Genomic DNA, 20,289 nt, shown 5'->3' on the forward strand with positions numbered 1-20,289 from the left:
GGGCGGTGTCAGAACTCCCATCATCGGAAGACCTCGACCTCTATCCCCGGATCGACGCGCCGACCCGCTCTACACCCTCAACTGCGAAGAGCCCGACTAGGACCGGCTTTCGAGAGCCTTACAACGTGGATCGAGACCAAGGGTGCTCCCCTTGCTCAGGAACTTGGCGACAAGTTCAAGACCAACGTTCTTCCTCCGCTCAAGGAGTTGGGCAACTTCATCACGGGCACCGTGGTTCCTGGCCTCATCTCCTTTGGAGAGTGGATCGTCAAGAACAAGGATTGGCTCCTAGCCCTAGGCGTATCCGTTGTCACGGTCGTTGCAGGCATCAAGGCCTACCAAACGGCTATGGCTATCTGGAAGACGGCTACAGCAGCAGCAACCGCTGTTCAGTTGGCGCTCAACGTTGCCATGTCCGCAAACCCAATCGGCATCATCATCCTTGCCATCGCGGCACTTGTTGCCGGGTTGGTCTATTTCTTCACACAGACCGAGACCGGCAAGGTCATCATCGAGAAGGTATGGGGAGCCATCAAGACCGCTATCAGTGCGGTAACCGATTGGTGGACCAACACAGCACTCCCAGCGCTCAAGGGCGGCTGGGAAGCCATCAAGGGGTTCTTCACCTCAGGTGGTAAGGCTGTCGGTCAAGTCATGAACACCGCTTGGGACATCATCAAGAAGGTTTGGTCCTACTCCCCTATTGGCCTCATCACAGGCAACTGGGACAAGATCATGGGATTCTTTGCTGGCATCCCCGGCAAGGTCGGTTCGTTCTTCGGCAACGCTATCAACTGGCTCAAGCAAGCCGGTACCAACATCCTGACCGGACTCAAGAACGGTCTTGATTCGTTCTGGGGAAGGATCACCGGATTCTTCGGTGACATCCCCGGCAACATCACACGCTCTCTCGGAGACATGGGCAGCCTGTTGAAGCAAGCGGGTATCCGTATCCTTACCGGCTTCCTCGGAGGTCTCAAGGACAAGTTTGAGGATGTCAAGGACTTCGTAGGCGGCATCGGTTCATGGATCGCAGCCCACAAGGGTCCTAAGGCTTATGACCTTGCCCTCTTGGTTCCTGCCGGTGGCTGGATCATGACCGGTCTTAACAAGGGTCTCAAGGACCAAGTTCCTACTCTCCGCAAGACCCTAGGCGGCATCTCGGACGTCATCAGCGGTTCCGAGTTCGGTTCCCTCACAGCACCGAACCTGGCACTCACGTCCTCCCGCACAACTGAAATTGAACTTAAGAACACACAGCCGGTCGTCAACGTCTACCTCGGCAACGAGGTAATCAACGATCACATCACGGTTGTGGTTGACGGAGCACTTGCAGGTCAAGCCCGCTCCGCATCCGGCTACAGAGGCATTAGATAATGGCAGTATTTACGAATCAAATAGTAAACCCGTCTTTCGAGACAGACCTTACAGGCTGGGCTACCTCAGGCGGTACATCAATCCGCACGGGTGCCTATGATACGCAGATGTGGTCCGCTCTAGGCCTACGCTCCGGTTCCTACATGTTGCAAGCAACAGCCGATGCGACAAGCCGTAACCTGACCATTGCCCGCCTGACTTCCACAGCCTTTGCTGTATCAGCCGGGCAGTGGGTAGCGGTCTCGATGCTTGTTGCATCTGACATCCCCGCTCCTGGCGGGGTGCGTTGCGATGTTGTTTGCTTCGGCACGGCGACGACTTACCACGCCTCGGGAGCCTTTGAGCCTTCCCCGTTCTACGCGGGTCGTCGGATCACGTACTCATTTCAAGTCCCCGCAACGGCAACCACTGGCGCAGTGCGTATCCAAGGTGACTCGGGCAGTGCAACATTCCTCACTGCGACTAACCGCATCTGGGCTGACAACGTTAATGTCTGTGTCGCTTCCACTAAGGCAGAGGCAGAGGCCGGAGTTGCTACGTACTTTGACGGATCAACCCAGAACTACATCGATGGTCAGACGGCTCACGATTTCGCATGGACAGGCACCGCTCACGCGTCTACCTCCACGCACACCGTGCGCCCTGCAACAGGTCTCCACCTAGAGCCATTCACAGATGCTCCCTGCCCTCGCGTCGGGATCACGATTGACGGGCTATCGGACTCGGGACCATCGGTCATCACGGTTACCCGCTACGTCACCGGAGAGCGTCCTAGAGAGGTTCGAGGGATCGTCAAGCGCACCGTCTACGGTGCTGACTATTTCGTTGACTATGAGGCTCCCCTAGGCCGCCCTATTACCTACAGGCTCACCGTGCACTCAGGTGCCATTGTTCCTGAGGTAACCGAGTGGACGACTCAGGTTGACTCCGAATACGGATACGTACAGGACCCTCTACAGCCAACAACGGCTGTGAGTGTCGGGTGCCAACTCGGAGACGGTACAGCCGTCCTTCGAGGCTCCGCATTCACCAACCTTGAGTACGTTGCCGGAGCATCCCGTATCGCAATCATGGGGAGCAACGAGCCGGTAGCGCTAGGCGGTCAGCGCATGGCAGCAGCCGGTGTTGACTTCTCGATGCTCACGGAGGCAGCGGAGCAGAGCACAGCCCTTAGGAACGTCCTCAATGAGGCGTACCCGGTCCTTGTTCGTCCTCTGCCTGAATGGGGAGACCTTCCCTCCGTCCTCTACCTCTCCGTTGATTCGGTGCAGCGTGAGGAACGTAGAGACCTCTCCTTGACGCTCTGGAACCTTGTTGGTAACACCGTTGCCGCACCAACCCTCAACGTCCTTATCCCGCTGTGGACCTACGCACAGGTAGAAGCCCTGTGGGCCACGTACACAGCAGCACAAGCGGCAGCAACAAGCGCTGCCGCTACCTATCTCGACTATCAGCGCGACCCATCCCTAGGAGGTGCCTAATGCGCGACATAACCCCAGAAGCGCTTAGCGCCCTCAACGGGTCTCGACCTGCCGACACGCTCACCATCAACGCATGGCGTGATGGAGAACTCATCGCAGCGAGCCTGCCTGTCCAAGAGTGGCAGATCAGCACAGACTCAACCCGTCAAGTGCAGACACAGGTGCAAGTCACCTTTGCCGACTCCAACGGCACGCTTGCTCCGTGGTCGGTTGACGACATCCTCGGAGTTGCCGGTACTCGCCTACAGATGATCTACACCATCGGTGGCAGCAACGAGACCGTGGATATCGGTTGGTTCCGCATCTCCGCTGTGGAGCCTGTACGCAACTTCCGAGTTATCACGGTCAACGACGGCCAAGAAATCCACTGGGTCTCCGGTGGAGCATCGATCCCCGTAAGCGCAGATGACCTGACCATCAACGCTGTCTACTCACGCCTGTTGGCTCCTGAGTCACCTAAGGCCGGTGCAACGGTCCTCGGGGAGGTTCGCCGCCTGTTGGCTGACGTGTGTGCCGTTGAGGTCGCTGCCGGAGTTACAGACGCCACGGTGCCTACCTCAGTCGTCTATGAGCGTGAGCGCATGGACGCAGTAGAGGACCTTCTGTCCCGCATCAACTGCACACACCGCATGACCGGAGACGGGCTGTTTCAGGTCTACCCATTGGCTGTCTCGGCTCCCGTGTGGACCATCGCTCCTGGACCTGGCGGAGCACTTGTCAGCGTGCAGACTCAGCAGGCTCTAGACGGGCTGTACAACGCAGTTGTGAGCAGCGGGACTACGGCAACCGGTCTGCCTGTCTCAGCGGTCGCTACGGAGGCCGCAGGGCCTTTGCGCTGGGATGGTCCGCACGGACGTCAGCCAATGTTCCACTCATCGCCGCTTATCACCTCAGCAGCGCTGGCACTCAAGGACGCTCAGACCACCCTGAGCAACCGCATTGCCTCACGCTCCGTGATGCTCACGGTCACCTGCCTCCCCAACCCTGCCTTGCAGGTAGGAGACACCGTGGTTGTTGCACAGCCCCTCGTGGGCGCGGAACCGTTCGACCTCATCGGGCAAGTCACTTCCCTCAGCCTCCGTGGCTCTGCGGAAGCATCGACAACTTCCATGACTTTGAACGTCGTCTGCGACTACCGAGACTTGCAGATCATGGCGGGAGTTGAGTCACGTGACTAACGCTCTCGGACCCATGGTCGCTCAGTCGCTAGCCGGAGCATCGTCTACGACGCTCCGTGCTGGGCAGGTCGTCAAGGCCGATGACGGGAGCCTAGGTGTCTCTGTCGGTGGTGTGGTTCAAGCCGCACGCGTGCTTGATCCCATCTCCGTTGCAGACGGTGACCCTGTTCTCGTTGCCATCCTCTCGGCAGGCCTAGGGCAGTCAGAAGCCGTGATCCTCGGACGCACCACCGCGACATTCAGACCAACACAAGGTCTTGTCACAGAGGCTCCCTCGGGTTCGTCAACCATCACGGTTAACGCTGAGGGATCGACAACGGCATTGTTCGTTGCTTCCTACACCCCGGTTGTCGGGGATCGTGTCTTCCTTGACTGGACGGCTTCGCCTCCCACGGTTCTCGGGAAGGTCGGAAGCACACCCGCTCCGACTCCTCCCCCACCGCCACCGCCACCACCGCCACCACCTGCCCAGACAGGTACTAGCGGCTTTGCCGCTACGGACTCGGGAACGGTCAGGAACGGTTCTTCATGGAACAGCCCTTCTGGACAGAACGTCTGGCAAGGCTCCTATGGAGGCTCGAACTACACGGGTGCTTGGTTCTATGGCGGAGCACCCGGCCAGTTGTCCGGACGTGGAGTAACTGGAATGCGTATGTACCTCGGTGCACGTCGTCGCCAAGGTAACTACAACTCAGCAGCAACCCTGCACCTGTACCTGCACACCTCACCCTCTCGCCCTGGCGGAGATGTGAACCGCGTTGCAGGACCACATGACGTGACTCTCCCAGCCGGGTTCGGTGGAGGTTGGATTGATCTTCCAGCCGGTTGGGGAGCAACCATTATCGCCGGAGGCGGCATCGCCGTAGCCGGTAACCCCTACATGGGAATTATCGGACGCGGAGAAGATGCCGGGTCCGGAACGCTACATATTGATTGGACTAAGTAAATGCCTACAACACTCCCAGAGAAGGTGGTAGTACCCGCAGCAGGAGACTCCTACGCTCTAACAAATGACCTCCGCAAGATGGCTGAGACCGCACGTACCATCGTGCCGGTTGCCAACGTCACGGAACGCGCTGCCGTGGTCTCTGCCATGGCGACTGCCGGACGTGCCATCTCACAGGCAAACCCGCTATACGTCTCCCGTGCAGATGCAGGGGCAGGCCTAGAACACGAATACACCACCAATGGCACTACCTGGCGCACGCTAGCGGCAGAGGTCCCATTCACCACCGCAGGCATTACGATCGAACCTAACTGGAATGTTGCCGGTGCATACGGGCAGCCGATGATTCGCCGCGTCGGGGATCGTGTGGAGATGGTCGGTGCCATGTTCCAGCGCTCCACCAACACCACAATTAACGTTGGTCTCGGTTACAACGTCGCTGAGGTTGCAGCGGAGTACCGCCCGACCTCCAACACGGGTGTATTCGTTGGAGCCGGAACACTCGGTGTTGCGAGCACGCTAGGACCTTGCTGGGTAATGGTTACGACCGGTGGAAAGATCCAGTTCCTCTCCATGGTCGCATCCGGAACCATGGCGTCATCGGGAAGCATCCAAAACCACGTAGGCATCCCTACCTGCCATTGGAGAGTGGGCTAATGCTCCACTTCCTAGCAGAGGTCGCTACCGATCCAACGACCATCAACAACATCTACCAACTCGGAGCGCTGTTCCTTGTCCTCATCGCGGGACAGGCAGCCTCATGGATCATGCTGTGGCGCGGACAGAGCAACACCAAGAACGAGGTCAAGGCCGTACAGCACCAGTTCGAGAACAACAGCGGCTCCACCATCCGTGACGCGGTAGACCGTATCGAGAGCAAGGTAGACGACCAGGGCAAGCGCCTTGAGGACCACCTCCGAGACGTAGGAGACGCGGAGAAGCCCTCGGGCTACGACCGTCGCCACTAGCCCCACAGACCGACCCCCTAGGTAGCGTGCTGCCGCCTAGGGGGTCTTGGCATGCGCGTAGTCAAACCGGTTGCCACTGCGTGCAGTAGGTGATCTCCACGCGGGCCGGTGTCTCGGTGCTCTGTTCGTCCACGCGCCCAGCGTGCCAGACGACGGGGCTCGCCGGGGGCCGCGACCGTCCGTGGGCCCCGGCAGCCGAGCACGAGGTTGCGCGCACTCGAGCACGAGGTTGCGCGCACTCGAGCACGAGGTTGCGCGCACTCGAGCACGAGGTTGCGGTCGCCAGACCCGTCATAGCGACCGCAACCTCGTGCTCGGCACCGCGAGCCGACCCGTCAGCGCACGACGAGCACGACCGCGAGCACGGCCATGACGAGCGCGATCCCGCCGTCGAGCACGCGCCACGCGACCGGGCGCGCGAAGAGCGGCGCGAGCACACGCGCCCCGAAGCCCAGCGCCGTGAACCAGACGAGGCTCGCGATCCCGGCCCCGATGCCGAAGACCCAGCGACCGCTCTCCCCGTACGCTGCCGCGAGCGAGCCGAGCAGCAGGACCGTGTCGAGGTAGACGTGCGGGTTGAGCCACGTGAGGGCGAGCGCGGTCCCGACGGCGGCACCCACCGACATCCGCAGCCCACCCTCGGCCGCCTCGAGGGTCGCGGGGCGCAGCGCGCGCCGGGCGGCCTGGACCGCCAGGACGAGCAGGAACGCGGCCCCGCCCCAGCGCACGACCGCGAGCAGCACGGGGGCGCTCGAGACGAGGACGCCCAGGCCGGCGACGCCCGCGGCGATGAGCACCAGGTCCGACAGCGCGCACACCAGGACCACGGGCAGGACGTGCTCGCGCCGCAGCCCTTGCCGCAGGACGAACGCGTTCTGCGACCCGATCGCGACGATCAGGGACAGTCCGGTGCCGAGGCCGGCGAGCAGGGGCGCGAGGGTGGTCACGTCCTCCACGGTAGGCAGGGCCAGCGGTTCAGTACAGCGAATGTTTCTGCAGAACCTTAAGATCTACTCATGGTGGATCTTCAGCCCGACCAGCTCCGGACACTCGACGCGATCGCGACCGCGGGCACGTTCGAGGCCGCCGCGCAGCAGCTCGGAGTGACCCCGTCCGCGATCAGCCAGCGCATGCGCGCGCTCGAGGCCGCCGTGGGCCAGGTGCTGGTGCGCCGGGGACGGCCCGCGACGCTCACGGCGCCGGGCGAGGTGCTCGTGCGCCACGCACGCCGGCTCGCCCTCCAGCACGCCGAGGTCCTGGCCGAGCTCGACCTGGCCGAGGGAGACACCCCCGAGCTCACGCTCGTCATCACGGGCGACGCCCTGACGACCTGGGCCCTTCCCGTGCTCGCCGAGGCCTCGGCCTGGGCCCGGCTGGAGATCCTGCGCGAGGACCAGGACCACTCGATCGACCTCCTGCGGGACGGGAAGGCCGTCGCCACGATCACGTCGGTCGCCGAGGCCGTCCCCGGCTGCCGCTCGACGCGGCTGGGCCGGATGCGCTACCGGCCGTTCGCGAGCCCGGCGTTCGTCGAGCGCTGGTTCCCCGACGGCCCCACCGCCGCCGCACTCGCAGCGGCGCCCGTCCTCGTGTTCGACCGCAAGGACGACCTCCAGGACCGCTACCTGGGCGGGCGCGCGGGCGGCCCGCGCCACCACGTCCCGGCCTCGCACGAGTTCCTGCGCGCGGTCGAGCTCGGCATGGGCTGGGGCATGCTGCCGGACCTCCAGAGCCGGGAGCCGGAGGCGGCGGGCCTGCTCGTGGGGTTCGACGACGCAGCGAGCCTGACCGTGCCGCAGTACTGGCAGCAGTGGCGCCTGCACTCACCCACGCTCGACAGGGTCGCGACGGCCGTCCGCGAGGCCGCGGCCACCCACCTGCGCTGACGCCGGGCACCACGGGGCAGGGCAGACTTGTCCCGTGCCCTCCCCCACTTCCGACGAACGACTTCCCCGCAGCTCCGTCCCGTCCGACGGCCCGGCCGGCCCAGGCCGCGCCGCACAGCCTGACGCCGCGGCGTTCCGGGACCAGGCCGCCCTCGACCGGCTGCTCGCGGGGCTCGAGCGCTTCTCGCCCGACGACGATCCCGCTCACCCGCGCGGCGGCGCCACGGACCCCACGCTCGTCGCCGTTGACGCGACGGACCGGCTGCTGCTCGACGAGGCGGCGAGCGCCCTGGCCGCGAGCGGGCCCGGTGAGGTCGTCGTGATCGACGACCGGTTCGGGGCGCTGACCCTGGGTGCCGCGGTCGCGCACGGGCTCACGGGGATCCGGGTCCACCAGGACGCGCTGGCGAGCGAGCTCGCCCTCGACCGGAACGCGACGGCCCACGGCCAGGCGGGCCTGGCCGCCACCTTCACCCACCTCCCGCTCGGCGAGGACCTGCTGCGGGGCGCGCGCGTCGTCCTGGTCCAGCTCCCGCGCTCGCTCGCCGCGCTGCGCGACGTCGCGGAGCACGTGGCGCGCTTCGCCGCGCCCGACGTGGTGGTGCTCGCCGGTGGCCGCCTCAAGCACATGACCCCGACCATGAACGACGTGCTGGCCGAGTCCTTCACGGACGTGCGGGCGAGCCTCGCGCGGCAGAAGTCGCGCGTCCTGGTGGCGCGCGGGCCCCGGCCCGGCGTCGGCCTCACCTATCCCGTGACCGAGCACCTGGCGGAGCTCGACCTCGACGTGGTCGCGTACGGGGCGGCGTTCGCGGGTGCGAGCCTCGACATCGGCACGCGCTACCTGCTGGGCTTCCTCGACCGGGTCTCGCCCGACGCGCGCGACGCCGTGGACCTGGGCTGCGGCACGGGCATCCTCGCGGTGTCGTTCGCGCGCTCGCGCCCGGACGCCGTGGTCGTGGCGACCGACCAGTCGGAGGCCGCGGTGCGCTCGGCCCGTGCCACGGCAGCGGCCGGCGGTGTGGGCGAGCGGGTGCGCGTGGTGCGCGACGACGTGGGTTCCTCGCTCGCGGACCACAGCGCCGACGTCGTGCTGTGCAACCCGCCCTTCCACCAGGGCGCCGCCCTGAGCACGGGCGTCGCGCACCGCATGTTCGCGGCGGCGGGGCGCGTGCTGCGCCCGGGCGGCGAGCTGTGGACGGTCTACAACTCGCACCTGCGCTACCGCCCCGCGCTCGAGCGCGCGGTGGGCCCCACGACGCAGGCGGGCCGGGGCCCCAAGTTCACGGTGACGCGCAGCGTGCGACCCGGGGCGAGGTGACCCACCTCACCCTGCCTCTGCCAGGGTATTGATCGGGGTCAAGGCCAAAGACGCCGAGACGGGCTGGGATGGAGGCATCGCATCCCGGACCGTCCGGAGGTGCCCGCACCCCAGGAGCAGTCATGCAGACCGCAACCTTCCGCACCGAGCCGTTCACCTGCCCCTCGTGCGTGAAGAAGATCGAGGGAGCCGTCGGCAGGATGCCGGGCGTATCCCTCGCCGAGGTGGGCTTCTCCTCGTCCCGCGTCAAGGTCTCCTTCGACCCGGGCGTCGTCGAGCCCGAGCGCATCGCCCGCACCATCACCGACCTCGGCTACCCCGTGCTGTCGACCAGGGTCAGGTCATGAACGTCCGCACGGGGGCCCGCACCGCCGCGACGGCGGGCGCCTTGCTCCTCGTGGCGCTCGTCGCGCACCTCGTCGGCGGCGGGGCCGCCGACCGGGTGCGGGACGTGGCGCTCGTGGTGGCCGCGCTCGTCGCAGGGGTGCCGACCGCGGTCAAGGCTCTGCGTGCGCTGCGGGCCCGCGCCTTCAGCATCGACCTGCTGGTCACGATCGCGGTCACCGGCGCCCTGGCGATCGGGGAGTACGTCGAGGCCGCGGTCGTGGCGTTCCTCTTCGTCCTGGGGGCATATCTCGAGGCGCGCACCCTGGCCGTGACCCGCGCCTCGCTCCGTGCTCTGATCGACCAGACCCCCCAGGAAGCCGTCCTCCGCCGCCCGGGTCCGCACGGGCCCGAACTCGTGAGCGTCCCTGTCGACGACGTCGCGCCCGGTGATGTCGTCGTCCAGCCCACCGGCAGCAAGATCGCGGTCGACGGAGTCGTCTCGGTCGGTCGGGCTGCGATCGACGAGGCCACCATCACGGGCGAACCGCTCCCCGCCGCCAAGTCCGCCGGGGACGAGGTCTATGCGGGCACGATCGTGACGGACGGCTTCATCGACGTGATCGCACGCAAGACCGGCGACGACACCACGTTCGCGCAGATCATCGAGCTCGTCGAGGACGCCCAGGACTCGAGCACCCGCACACAACGCTTCCTCGACCGGTTCGCCACGATCTACACGCCGGCCATCGTCGTCGCCTCGCTCGTCGTCCTCGCCGTGACCCAGGACGTCCGGTTCGCCCTGACCTTCCTCGTCATCGCCTGCCCCGGCGCCCTGGTGATCGCCACCCCCGTCTCGATGGTCGCAGGCCTGGGCAACGGCGCACGGCACGGCGTGCTCGTCAAGGGCGGTGATGCGCTCGAGCGGCTCGCCCGCGCGGACACGCTCGTCCTCGACAAGACCGGGACCCTCACGCTCGGCCGCCCCACCCTCACGGAGGTCGTCCTGCTCGACACCGACGGCCCTCGGCGGTCCCTGGACCTGACGGGCGACGACGCGCTGGCCCTGGCCGCTCGTCTCGAGGCCGCGTCGGAGCACCCGCTGGGCCGTGCGGTCGTCGAGGCAGCGTCGGTACGCGGCCTCCACGACCCCGCACGCCGCACCGACGGGCCTCTCGACGTCGAGGTCGTCGCCGGTGGAGGCATCCGCGGCACGCTCGACGGACGAGAGATCGTCGTCGGCTCTCCCGTCCTGGCCGAGAGGATCAGCAGGGAGGCGGGATCCTCCCTGACGGTCCGAGCGCAGGGCCTGATCGACAGGCACGAGCGCGCAGGCTCGACGGTCGTGGTGCTCCTGGTCGACGGCACCCCCACCGCGCTGCTCGCCGTCACCGACCAGGTGCGCCCGGGCGCGCGCGATGCCCTCGATCTGCTCCGTCGACGAGGGATCACCGAGATCCACCTGCTGACAGGAGACAACCTGCACGCGGCGCAGGACGTCGCGGACGAGCTCGGGATCGAGCACGTGCAGGCCAGGCTGCTGCCGCAGGACAAGGCGGCGATCGTCGCGAGGCTCCAGTCGCACGGGCGACGTGTGGCGATGGTCGGGGACGGCATCAACGACGCCCCGGCGATCGCGACCGCCGACGTCGGGATCGCCATGGGTGCGGGCACCGACGTCTCGGTGCAGACCGCCGACGTCGTCCTCCTCGGCGATCGGCTCGACCAGCTCGTCCACGCGCGCTCGGTCGCGCGGGCGACGGTACGGACCATGCGCCAGAACACCGCGATCGCCCTGGTCACCGTCGTCGCGCTGCTCGTGGGCGTGCTGGGGCAGGTCGTGCTCATGGCGGGCGGGATGCTCGTCCACGAGGCGAGCGTGCTCCTGGTCGTCCTGAACGCTGTCCGGCTGGTGCGCTACCGTGACCGCGAGCTGTCCAGGCTCGGCCCCACGGCCCTGGCCGTCACCCACCCCTCCGGGTCCGACCGCGCGGAGCGGTCCCCCACGTCCCCTCAGGAGCAGGATGTCCTCCCGGTCTGAGCCTCGACGTTCCACGTCGGGGAGCACGCGCGGCCCGCACGGAGACCACCGCGACCGCTGCGTCGCCGTCGTCCCGCTGTTCGCGGGGTTGAGCCCGGCCGAACGGCACGAGGTCGCACGCTCCGCCCACCAGCGCACGCTCCCGCGCCTCACGGTGCTCTACCCGCAGGGCAGCGACGACCCACCCTTGACGATCGTCCACCGGGGGCGGGTCAAGCTCGTCAGGATCTCTCCGGCCGGGCACGAGCAGATGCTGCGTGTGCTGGGGCCGGGCGACGTCGTCGGCGAGACGGCGTTCCTCACGTCCTCACCGGCCGACCACGTCGCGACGACCCTCGAGGAGACCGAGGTCTGCGAGCTGCACCGCAGCGACGCCCGTCGGCTCCTCGAGCGCTTTCCCTCCGTGAGCAACCGGTTGCTCGTCGAGCTCGCCCGACGGCTCGAGAGCACCGAGCGTCACCTCAGCCGGCTGACGAGCCAGGACACCCGGCAGCGCATCGTGGCCCACCTGCTCGAGGTTGCCGACGGCCGCACGGAGTTCCGGCTCCCCACGACCAAGCGGGACCTCGCATCACTCGTGGGGACGACCCCTGAGACGTTGAGCCGTCAGCTCGCAGCGCTCCAGGACCGCGGGTGGATCCGCCTGGGCCCCCGAGGGGCTGTCAAGCTCGTCGACGCGGCAGCCCTGGCCGAGCTGTGACGCCCGCGCCCGACGCCTGGGCGCGGGCGCGCCTGCGGGAGCCGGACGAGCCGGCCCCCGCAGGTCGATCTCACTGGACCCCGACGACGTCCACCACGAAGACCAGCGTGTCCGTGCCGCCGATGCCCGCCTGGGGGACGCCGCGCATGCCGTAGCCGTGCTCCGGCGGGATCGAGAGCAGGACGCGCGAGCCGACGTTCTGGCCCACGAGGCCCTTGTCCCAGCCGCCGATGACCGCGCCGGTCCCGATGGGGAACGAGATGGTCTGACCGCGGTCGTACGAGGTGTCGAAGATGTCGCCGTCCCAGACCTGACCCAGGTAGTTCACGACGATGGTGCGGCCGGCCGTGACGACCGGGCCGCTGCCCTCCTCGAGGACCTGGACCTGGAGGCCGGCGGGGGCGCCACCCTCGGGGAACGTCAGGACGGGCTTGTCGCCGAACGTGCCGGACGCGGTGGGGAGCTGCGTGCTCATGGTGCTACCTCTCGGTGGGAGTGCAGGGTTTCGGGGACAAGCCTAAGCGCCCGGCACCGGCCTGCACCGGCCGGCACCGTTGCAGCCCTGCCTGGCTCAGCCCGCCCGACGACGGAGCGCACCGCGCGCTCCCGGGTGCGCTCCGCCGTCGGGCACCGCTCCACCTGACAACCGCCGCCCGGAGGCGCACGCTGGCTGCATGAACGCTCCGCGTGCCGATCGCGAGACCACCCAGGGCGCTGCCCCGCTCGCCCCGGCCGACTCCGCCCGGCCGGTCGACGCGGGCGACGGGCTCGACTCGCCCGTGACGCACGCGGGCGGCGCCCAGGTGCCGAGCGGGCGACGCTCGGCGTTCCCCGGGATCGCGGAGTACGCGTTCCTGTCCGACTGCGAGTGCAACGCGCTCGTGGCCCCGAGCGGCGCGATCGAGTGGATGTGCGTGCCGCGCCCCGACGCGCCCAGCATCTTCGCGGCCGTGCTCGACCGGGGGGCGGGCTCGTTCCGCGTGGGACCGTACGGTGCACGGGTGCCCGCGGCCCGCCGCTACGTGCCGGGCACGCTCGTGCTCGAGACGACGTGGCAGACGCCGACGGGCTGGCTCGTCGTGCGCGACGCGATGCTCATGGGGCCCTGGCACAACGTCGACGAACGCTCGCGGACGCACCGGCGCACGCCCACGGACTGCGACGCCGAGCACATGCTGCTGCGCACGATCGTGTGCGTCAACGGCACGGTGGACGTCGAGGTCGTGTGCGAACCGCTCCCGGACTACGGGCGCGAGGCCGCCCGGTGGGAGTACGAGGGGCCCACGTACAGCACGCTCGTGACCCGCTCGCCCCTCACGGCGAGCCCGGACCTGCGCCTGAGCGGCAGCCTGCGGCTCGGCATCGAGGACCGTCGCGCGCAGGGTCGCACACGCATGAGCGCGGGCGAGACCGCGTACGTGACGCTGTCGTGGTCGGACCGCCCGACGCCCGGGACCTGGCCCGAGGCCGCCGACGCCATGGGCCGCACCGAGCAGTACTGGCGCGACTGGATCACGCAGGGCGTCTTCCCCGACCACCCGTGGCGCTCGTACCTCCAGCGCAGCGCGCTCACGCTCAAGGGGCTCACGTACGCACCGACCGGGGCGCTGCTCGCCGCCGCGACCACGTCGCTGCCCGAGGCGCCCCAGGGCGAGCGCAACTGGGACTACCGCTACGCGTGGGTCCGCGACTCGACGTTCGCGCTGTGGGGCCTGTACACGCTGGGTCTCGACCGCGAGGCCGACGACTTCTTCGCGTTCGTGCACGACGTGTGCCGCGACGGGCGCGAGCTGCAGATCATGTACGGCGTGGGGGGCGAGACCGAGCTGACCGAGAGCGCGCTCGACCACCTCGCGGGGTACGACGACGCGCGGCCCGTCCGGGTCGGGAACGCCGCCTACGACCAGCAGCAGCACGACATGTGGGGAGCGGTGCTCGACTCGGTGTACCTGCACGCCAAGTCGCGCGAGCAGCTGCCCGAGTCGCTGTGGCCCGTCCTCAAGGCCCAGGTCGAGGAGGCCGCCGAGCACTGGCGCGAGCCCGACCGGGGACTGTGGGAGATCCGCGGCGAGCCCCAGCACTTCACGTCGTCCAAGGTCATGTGCTGGGTCGCGCTCGACCGCGGTGCCCGGCTGGCCCGGATGTACGACGAACCCGACTACGCCGACCAGTGGCAGGCCGTCGCCGACGAGATCCGGGCCGACGTGCTCGAGCACGGCGTCGACTCGCGGGGCGTGCTCGTCCAGCGTTACGGCGCCGACGCCCTGGACGCGTCGCTGCTGCTCGTCCCGCTCCTGCGGTTCCTGCCGCCCGACGACCCGCGCGTGGTCGCGACCGTGGACGCGATCGCGAGCGAGCTCACGGTCAACGGGCTCGTGCTCCGGTACCGCACCGACGAGACCGACGACGGGCTCTCGGGCGAGGAGGGGACGTTCACGATCTGCTCGTTCTGGCTGGTGTCCGCGCTGGTCGAGGTCGGCGAGCTCGACCGGGCGCGCGTGCTGTGCGAGCGGCTGCTGTCGTTCGCGAGCGAGCTCGACCTGTACGCGGAGGAGATCGACCCGCACTCGGGCCGGCACCTGGGGAACTTCCCGCAGGCGTTCACGCACCTGGCGCTCATCAACGCGGTCGTGCACGTGGTGCGCGCCGAGGAGCGGCGCGACGACGCGGGGCACTTCGAGGCTGCTCGACGACGCTGACGGGCTCGCCTGCCGAGGGCGACGAACCGACCTGTGTACCCCTCTTGCGCACCATTGGCTAATGGAATTAGCCTGGACGCTATGAGCACTCACCAGACCGTGGAGTTCCTCTCCCGCCCCGAGGGGCGCATCGCGTACACCGTCACCGGCACCGGCCCGCTCGTGGTCGCCGTCCCCGGCATGGGCGACCTGCGCTCGACCTACCGCGACCTCGTGCCCCCGCTCGTGGCCGCGGGCTACCGCGTCGCCGTGACGGACCTGCGCGGCCACGGCGACAGCGACACGACCTTCCGCACGCACGGCGACGTCGCGACGGGCCAGGACCTCCTGGCGCTCGTCGATCACCTGGGCGGTCCCGCCGTCCTGGTCGGGAGCTCGATGGGAGCCGGGGCCGCGACCTGGGCCGCCGCCGAGCAGCCCGACGCCGTCGTGGGCCTCGTCCTCCTCGGCCCCTTCCTGCGGGACCCGGCCGTGAGCGCCGCACGCGCCCGGGCGAACAGGTGGCTCTTCCGGGTCACCCTGGCCCGCCCCTGGGGCGCGGCCGCGTGGGCCGCCTTCTACTCGTCGCTGACCAAGGGGCGCAGGGCCCCGTGGCATGCCGAGCACGTGGCTGCGCTCCGCGCCTCGATGCGTGAGCCGGGTCGCCTGCGCAGCTTCCGCGACCTCGCGCTCGCCCTCACGCACGCACCCGTCGAGGCGCGGCTCCGCGAGGTCGAGGCCCCCGCGATCGCCTTCATGGGGTCGCTCGACCCCGACTTCTCGGACCAGGCCGCCGAGCTCGCCTGGATCGAGGAGTCGATCGGCGCGCAGGGCCACCTGGTGCCCGACGTCGGGCACTACCCGCAGCACCAGTCCCCCGAGGTCGTCGCACCCGCGACCCTCGCGTTCCTCGACGGCCTGCGCTCGTCCGCGGGTGCGCGCGGCTGGGTCGCCCGTGGCTAGGGCGGGCCTGAGCCGCGAGGCGGTCACGGCCCTCGCGCTGAGGGTCGTGGACGACGGCGGCCCGCAGGGCTTCGCCGACCTGTCCCTCGCGAAGGTCGCCGCAGCGGCCGGGGTCGCGACCCCGAGCCTCTACAAGCACGTCGGCTCGCTCGCGGACCTGCGGCGGTCGGTCGCCGTCGTCGCGGTCGACGACCTCACGCGCGCTGCGGCAGGGGCGACGATCGGCCGCTCGGGCCCGGACGCGCTCGCCGCGCTCGCGCACGCGATCCGCGACTTCGCGCGCGAGCACCCGGGGCGGTACGCCGCGACCCAGGTCGCTCCCGACCTCGGCGCGGGCGCCGACGACCCGCTCTCGCTCGCGGCCGCCGAGTCCGTCGCGGTCGTCGCGGCAGTCCTGCGCGGGTTCGGTCTCCCGGAGGCCTCGACGGTCGACGCCATCCGCGCGGTGCGGTCGGCGGTCCACGGGTTCGTCTCGCTCGAGCTCCAGGGCGGGTTCGGCATGCCCGACGACGTCGACCACAGCTTCGAGGTCCTCGTCGGTCTGCTCGTGGCCGGGATCGAGGACCTCGCCCGCCCCGCACAGCCCTGACCTGACCTGAAGTCCCCCACCGCCGCACCGCCGAAGGAGAGCCGCCATGGACGCACCGTCGATCGACCGGGCACGGCCCGACCAGGGGCTCGTCCGCCCCCGCACCGGGGCGGTGCTGCTCGCGGTCGCAGGCGTCCTCTTCCTCGCGTTCCCGCTGCTGCGTCCTTGGGTCCCCGAGGACGTCGCCACGCCGGAGCTCGCGACCGCGTTCGCCTCGGGGCGCTGGATCGCTGCACATCTGTGCGGTGCGGCCGGCTTCCTCCTCCTCCCCGCCGTCCTCCTCGCGCTGCGCGAGAAGCTCGTCGGGACGCGGGGCCAGGCTCCTGCGTCGGGCGCGGTCGTCACGAGCTGGCTCGGGGCGGGGCTCGTCCTGCCGTACTTCGGCGCGGAGATCTTCGGGATCCACGCCGTCGCGCGCGACGCGCTCACGACGGGCAGCCCCGACCTCCTGGCGACGGTCGAGGCAATCCGGCTGCAACCGGTCGCGATGACGCTGTTCGGCGTGGGGCTGCTCGCGGTCGGCGTGAGCGGCGTGCTCGTGGCCGTGGCGGCGTGGCGCGGCGGTCTCGCACCGCGGTGGGCGGGGATCGTGCTCGCGGCGGGCCTCGCGACCTACCTGCCGCAGTTCTTCGCCCCGCCCGCGGGAAGGGTCGCGCACGGCGTGCTGCTGGCCGTGGGCTGCTGGCTCGTGGCATGGACGATGCGCGGGCCCGCCGACCGCGACGACCCCGCCCGCCGAGGGTGACGGCTGGCGTCCCCTCGACGGGCGGTTCCGCCGTCCCCGACGGGCAGGTCCGTCACCTTCGACGGACGCGCACGGCTCAGTGCGCCAGGAAGCCCAGCAGGTCGTGGCGCGTGAGCACCCCGACCGGGTCGCCGTCGTCGATCACGAGCAGCGCGTCGGCGTCGTGCAGCGCCGAGCGGATCGCCGCGACGCCCTCGCCCGCCCCGATGAGCGGGAACCGCGCCTCCATGTGCTTGTCCACACGGTCGGCGAGCGACGCCTTGCCCGAGAACACCGCGTCGAGCAGGGCCCGCTCGCTCACGGCCCCCGCGACCTCGCCGATCTTGACGGGCGGCTCGGCCCCGACGACCGGCATCTGCGAGACGCCGTACTCGCGCAGGATCTCGATCGCGTCGCGCACGGTCTCACCCGGGTGGGTGTGGACGAGGCTGGGGAGCTGCCCGCTCTTGGTGCGCAGCATGTCCCCCGCGGTCACGCCCTCCTCGGCGTCGAGGAACCCGTAGGACCGCATCCAGGAGTCGTTGAAGATCTTGGACAGGTAGCCGCGCCCGCCGTCCGGCAGGATCACGACGATCACGGCCTCCGCCGCGGCCTGCGGGTCCTCGTCCTCGAGCCGCTGGGCCAGGCGCAACGCCGCGACGACGGCCATGCCGCACGAGCCGCCCACGAGCAGCCCCTCCTCGCGCGCGAGCCGCCGCGTCATCTCGAACGAGTCGGCGTCGCTCACGGCGATGATCTCGTCGGGGACGGTCGGGTCGTACGCGGCGGGCCAGAAGTCCTCGCCCACGCCCTCGACCAGGTACGGGCGACCGTCGCCGCCCGAGTAGACGGACCCGGCGGGGTCCGCGCCCACGACGTGCACCCGGCCACCGGCCTCGGCCTCCCGCGAGGCGGACGTGTCCTTGAGGAACCGGCCGGTCCCCGTGATGGTCCCGCCCGTCCCGACGCCCGCCACGAGGTGCGTGACACGGCCGTCGGTGTCGGCCCAGATCTCCGGGCCCGTGCTCTCGTAGTGGGACGCGGGGCCGTTGGGGTTGGCGTACTGGTTGGGCTTCCAGGCCCCGGGGATCTCGGCGACGAGCCTGTCCGAGACCGAGTAGTAGGAGTCGGGGTGGTCGGGGGCCACGGCCGTGGGGGTCACGACGACGCGCGCCCCGTAGGCCGCCAGGACGTCGCGCTTGTCCTGGCTCACCTTGTCGGGGCAGACGAACACGCAGTCGTACCCCTTGCGCTGGGCGACGAGAGCGAGCCCGACCCCGGTGTTCCCCGAGGTGGGTTCGACGATCGTGCCACCGGGTGCGAGCTCTCCGGAGGCCTCGGCCGCCTCGATCATCTTGAGTGCGATGCGGTCCTTCACGGAACCGCCCGGGTTGAGGTACTCGACCTTGGCGAGGATCGTCGCAGAGAGGCCGTCGGTCACCGATCCGAGCCGGACCAGGGGTGTCCCGCCGACGAGGTCAGAGATGTGGTGTGCGAACTTCATGCACCGATCATGCGCTGCCGAGGGCCATCCCGCCCAGCACGGCACACAGGGCGACCGCGACCCCGAGGACCACGACGAGCAGGGGACGGTCCGCGGCGTCGCGCGCGAAGTACCGCCCGACGGCGCCGCTCAGCCCTCCCGCCACGGCCAGGTACAGCACCGAGGCCAGGGCGACGCCGCTCGTCGCGGTGCCAGGGTTCCCCGTCGCGGCGCTCAGCAGCGAGCCGAGCACCATGAAGCTCCAGATGCCGGCCCCGACGAAGCCGAGGACGAAGAAGAGCGTGGTCGCCTTGCGGTCGTCCCACTCGCGCGAGATGCGGTGCCCGAGCCAGGCGACGACCGCGCCGGCCGTGAGCATCACGAGCAGGATGACGACCGCGGCGACGGTGATCCACGCGACGGCGTTGGGGAGGCTGCGGCCCACGAGGAGCCCGTACGGCACCTGGAGGGCGAGCAGCGTGAAGGCAGCCAGCACCAGGCCGGCGGCAAAGACCGGCACCCGCGTCGGAACGGGTTCCGAAGCGGGTGCCGGGGACTTCTTCCGGGCGTCGGCCAAGATCAGTCGCTGCTCTGCAGGATCGCGAACAGGCGCAGGAACTCGAGGTACAGCCAGATGAGCGTGACCATGAGACCGAACGCGGCCGACCAGGCGAACTTGGCGGGGACGCCGCCCTCGACGCCGCGCTTGATCGAGTCGAAGTCGACGATGAGCGAGGCGGCGGCGAGACCGACCGCGACGAGCCCGACGATGATGCCGAGCGTGCCGCCACGTGCACCCCAGCCGTCGAGGACGCCCGTCATGATGAGGACCAGGTTGATGAGCGAGAAGGCCAGGTAGCCGACCATCGCGATGAGCAGCCAGCGCGTGAACTTGGGCGTGACGCGCACCTTGCCGGACTTGAAGAGGAAGAGGGCGGCGGTGAACGTCACGACGGTCGCGAGGACCGCCTGGAGCACGACGCCGTCGAACTGCGTGTTGTAGAACGCGCTGATGCCACCCAGGAACGCGCCCTGCGCGATCGTGTACGCCACGATGAGGGCGGGGCTCGGGCTCTTCTTGAACGCGTTGACCAGGCCCAGGACCAGGCCGACGATCGCGCCGCCGATCCACAGGAAGGGCATGGTGTCGACGAGCTGCCAGCTCGCGGCGCCCACGACGACGAGCAGGGCGAGCAGCCCACCGGTCTTGATGATGACGTCGTCGTACGTCAGGCGCTTGGTGTCCGCAGTCGTCGCGGTCGGCGCGTTGTACATGGCGTCGAGCGTCGCGGCGTCGGCTGCCTGCGCACCGTAGCTGCCGTACTGAGCCTGCTGCGGCGGCGTGCCGTACGCGGGGTTCTGCTGGACGGTGCCCGCAGCCCCCTGGTTGGTGCGCGCGCGCTTGGGCTCGCCGAAGATGGCGCTGTTGTTGAAGACGGGGTTGCTCATGCTTCCTCCTGGTCGCGGCGTCCAGTGCCCTCTGGCGAGGCGGGTGTCGCTGGCCGTGTTTCCATCCTATGCAACGAGCGGGTTCGCGCCCGTGTTCCCGCGGCCTTCGTCCGACTTTTCCACCCTCTCGGGGCACAGGATCGCTCCCCTGGTCGACGACGTCATCCTTGCGGCGTACGCG

18 protein-coding genes are annotated in these 20,289 nt (G+C 69.1%); 13 read left to right on the forward strand and 5 right to left on the reverse strand.

The features are described from left to right. The 4 genes from ACFWGN_RS18555 to ACFWGN_RS18570 all read left to right on the forward strand — a co-directional run. Positions 1-1,377, forward strand: a 1,377-nt coding sequence (locus tag ACFWGN_RS18555) for a hypothetical protein (RefSeq protein ID WP_377618944.1), incomplete at its 5' end; no start/stop codon positions are given. A gap of 872 nt (positions 1,378-2,249) precedes the next feature. Then, on the forward strand, positions 2,250-2,858 hold the full coding sequence (locus ACFWGN_RS18560) for a hypothetical protein (protein WP_377618945.1): 609 nt from the start codon (positions 2,250-2,252) through the stop codon (positions 2,856-2,858). After that, positions 2,858-4,036, forward strand: a complete 1,179-nt coding sequence (locus ACFWGN_RS18565; protein WP_377618947.1) for a hypothetical protein — start codon at positions 2,858-2,860, stop codon at positions 4,034-4,036. Before ACFWGN_RS18560 ends, ACFWGN_RS18565 begins: the two co-directional genes overlap by 1 nt. A 1,602-nt stretch (positions 4,037-5,638) precedes the next feature. After that, positions 5,639-5,950, forward strand: coding sequence for a hypothetical protein (locus ACFWGN_RS18570; protein WP_377618949.1), 312 nt, complete (start codon positions 5,639-5,641; stop codon positions 5,948-5,950). A 335-nt stretch (positions 5,951-6,285) separates the two neighbouring features. Here the strand turns inward: ACFWGN_RS18570 and ACFWGN_RS18575 are convergent, their stop codons facing one another. Beyond that, positions 6,286-6,897, reverse strand: coding sequence for a LysE/ArgO family amino acid transporter (locus ACFWGN_RS18575; RefSeq protein ID WP_377618951.1), 612 nt, complete (start codon positions 6,895-6,897; stop codon positions 6,286-6,288). Between the two features lie 69 nt (positions 6,898-6,966). On the opposite strand from ACFWGN_RS18575, the gene ACFWGN_RS18580 reads away from it, so the two are divergent. The 5 genes from ACFWGN_RS18580 (at position 6,967) to ACFWGN_RS18600 (ending at position 12,222) form a co-directional block, all read left to right on the forward strand. After that, complete coding sequence (locus ACFWGN_RS18580; protein WP_377618953.1) at positions 6,967-7,836, forward strand: LysR family transcriptional regulator ArgP; 870 nt, start codon at positions 6,967-6,969, stop codon at positions 7,834-7,836. Positions 7,837-7,870: 34 nt separating this feature from the next. Beyond that, complete coding sequence (locus ACFWGN_RS18585; RefSeq protein ID WP_377618955.1) at positions 7,871-9,157, forward strand: class I SAM-dependent methyltransferase; 1,287 nt, start codon at positions 7,871-7,873, stop codon at positions 9,155-9,157. A 122-nt stretch (positions 9,158-9,279) separates the two neighbouring features. Then, entirely contained in the window at positions 9,280-9,504 is a 225-nt protein-coding gene (locus ACFWGN_RS18590) for a heavy-metal-associated domain-containing protein (protein WP_377618957.1), read from the forward strand. Then, a complete protein-coding gene (locus ACFWGN_RS18595) occupies positions 9,501-11,522 on the forward strand; it encodes a heavy metal translocating P-type ATPase (protein WP_377618959.1) in 2,022 nt (673 codons plus the stop codon). Before ACFWGN_RS18590 ends, ACFWGN_RS18595 begins: the two co-directional genes overlap by 4 nt. Continuing rightward, complete coding sequence (locus ACFWGN_RS18600) at positions 11,506-12,222, forward strand: Crp/Fnr family transcriptional regulator (protein ID WP_377618961.1); 717 nt, start codon at positions 11,506-11,508, stop codon at positions 12,220-12,222. Before ACFWGN_RS18595 ends, ACFWGN_RS18600 begins: the two co-directional genes overlap by 17 nt. Positions 12,223-12,292: 70 nt before the next feature. Here ACFWGN_RS18600 and ACFWGN_RS18605 read toward each other — a convergent pair whose 3' ends face one another. Next, on the reverse strand, positions 12,293-12,697 hold the full coding sequence (locus ACFWGN_RS18605) for an FKBP-type peptidyl-prolyl cis-trans isomerase (protein WP_056645814.1): 405 nt from the start codon (positions 12,695-12,697) through the stop codon (positions 12,293-12,295). A gap of 199 nt (positions 12,698-12,896) precedes the next feature. On the opposite strand from ACFWGN_RS18605, the gene ACFWGN_RS18610 reads away from it, so the two are divergent. The 4 genes from ACFWGN_RS18610 (at position 12,897) to ACFWGN_RS18625 (ending at position 17,197) form a co-directional block, all read left to right on the forward strand. Then, positions 12,897-14,921 (forward strand): glycoside hydrolase family 15 protein, encoded by a 2,025-nt coding sequence (locus ACFWGN_RS18610; protein WP_377618963.1) that lies wholly within the window; start codon positions 12,897-12,899, stop codon positions 14,919-14,921. An 81-nt stretch (positions 14,922-15,002) separates the two neighbouring features. Further along, a complete protein-coding gene (locus tag ACFWGN_RS18615) occupies positions 15,003-15,863 on the forward strand; it encodes an alpha/beta fold hydrolase (RefSeq protein WP_377618964.1) in 861 nt (286 codons plus the stop codon). After that, a complete protein-coding gene (locus ACFWGN_RS18620; RefSeq protein ID WP_377618965.1) occupies positions 15,856-16,452 on the forward strand; it encodes a TetR/AcrR family transcriptional regulator in 597 nt (198 codons plus the stop codon). Before ACFWGN_RS18615 ends, ACFWGN_RS18620 begins: the two co-directional genes overlap by 8 nt. Positions 16,453-16,498: 46 nt before the next feature. Then, positions 16,499-17,197: a hypothetical protein gene (locus ACFWGN_RS18625; RefSeq protein WP_377618967.1), complete on the forward strand. Its 699-nt coding sequence runs from the start codon at positions 16,499-16,501 to the stop codon at positions 17,195-17,197. 76 nt (positions 17,198-17,273) lie between these two features. On the opposite strand, the gene ACFWGN_RS18630 is transcribed toward ACFWGN_RS18625, so the two are convergent. Genes ACFWGN_RS18630 through ACFWGN_RS18640 form a run of 3 tightly spaced genes read right to left on the reverse strand, consistent with a single transcriptional unit; the run spans position 17,274 to position 20,108 of the window. After that, on the reverse strand, positions 17,274-18,680 hold the full coding sequence (locus ACFWGN_RS18630) for a cystathionine beta-synthase (RefSeq protein WP_377618968.1): 1,407 nt from the start codon (positions 18,678-18,680) through the stop codon (positions 17,274-17,276). Positions 18,681-18,687: 7 nt separating this feature from the next. Next, positions 18,688-19,179, reverse strand: a complete 492-nt coding sequence (locus tag ACFWGN_RS18635) for a hypothetical protein (RefSeq protein ID WP_377618970.1) — start codon at positions 19,177-19,179, stop codon at positions 18,688-18,690. Positions 19,180-19,238: 59 nt separating this feature from the next. Continuing rightward, positions 19,239-20,108, reverse strand: coding sequence for a Bax inhibitor-1/YccA family protein (locus ACFWGN_RS18640; protein WP_377618972.1), 870 nt, complete (start codon positions 20,106-20,108; stop codon positions 19,239-19,241). Between the last annotated feature and the right edge of the window lie 181 nt (positions 20,109-20,289).

The sequence above is a fragment of the Oerskovia sp. NPDC060338 genome, assembly GCF_042726295.1.
Lineage (GTDB): Bacteria > Actinomycetota > Actinomycetes > Actinomycetales > Cellulomonadaceae > Oerskovia > Oerskovia merdavium.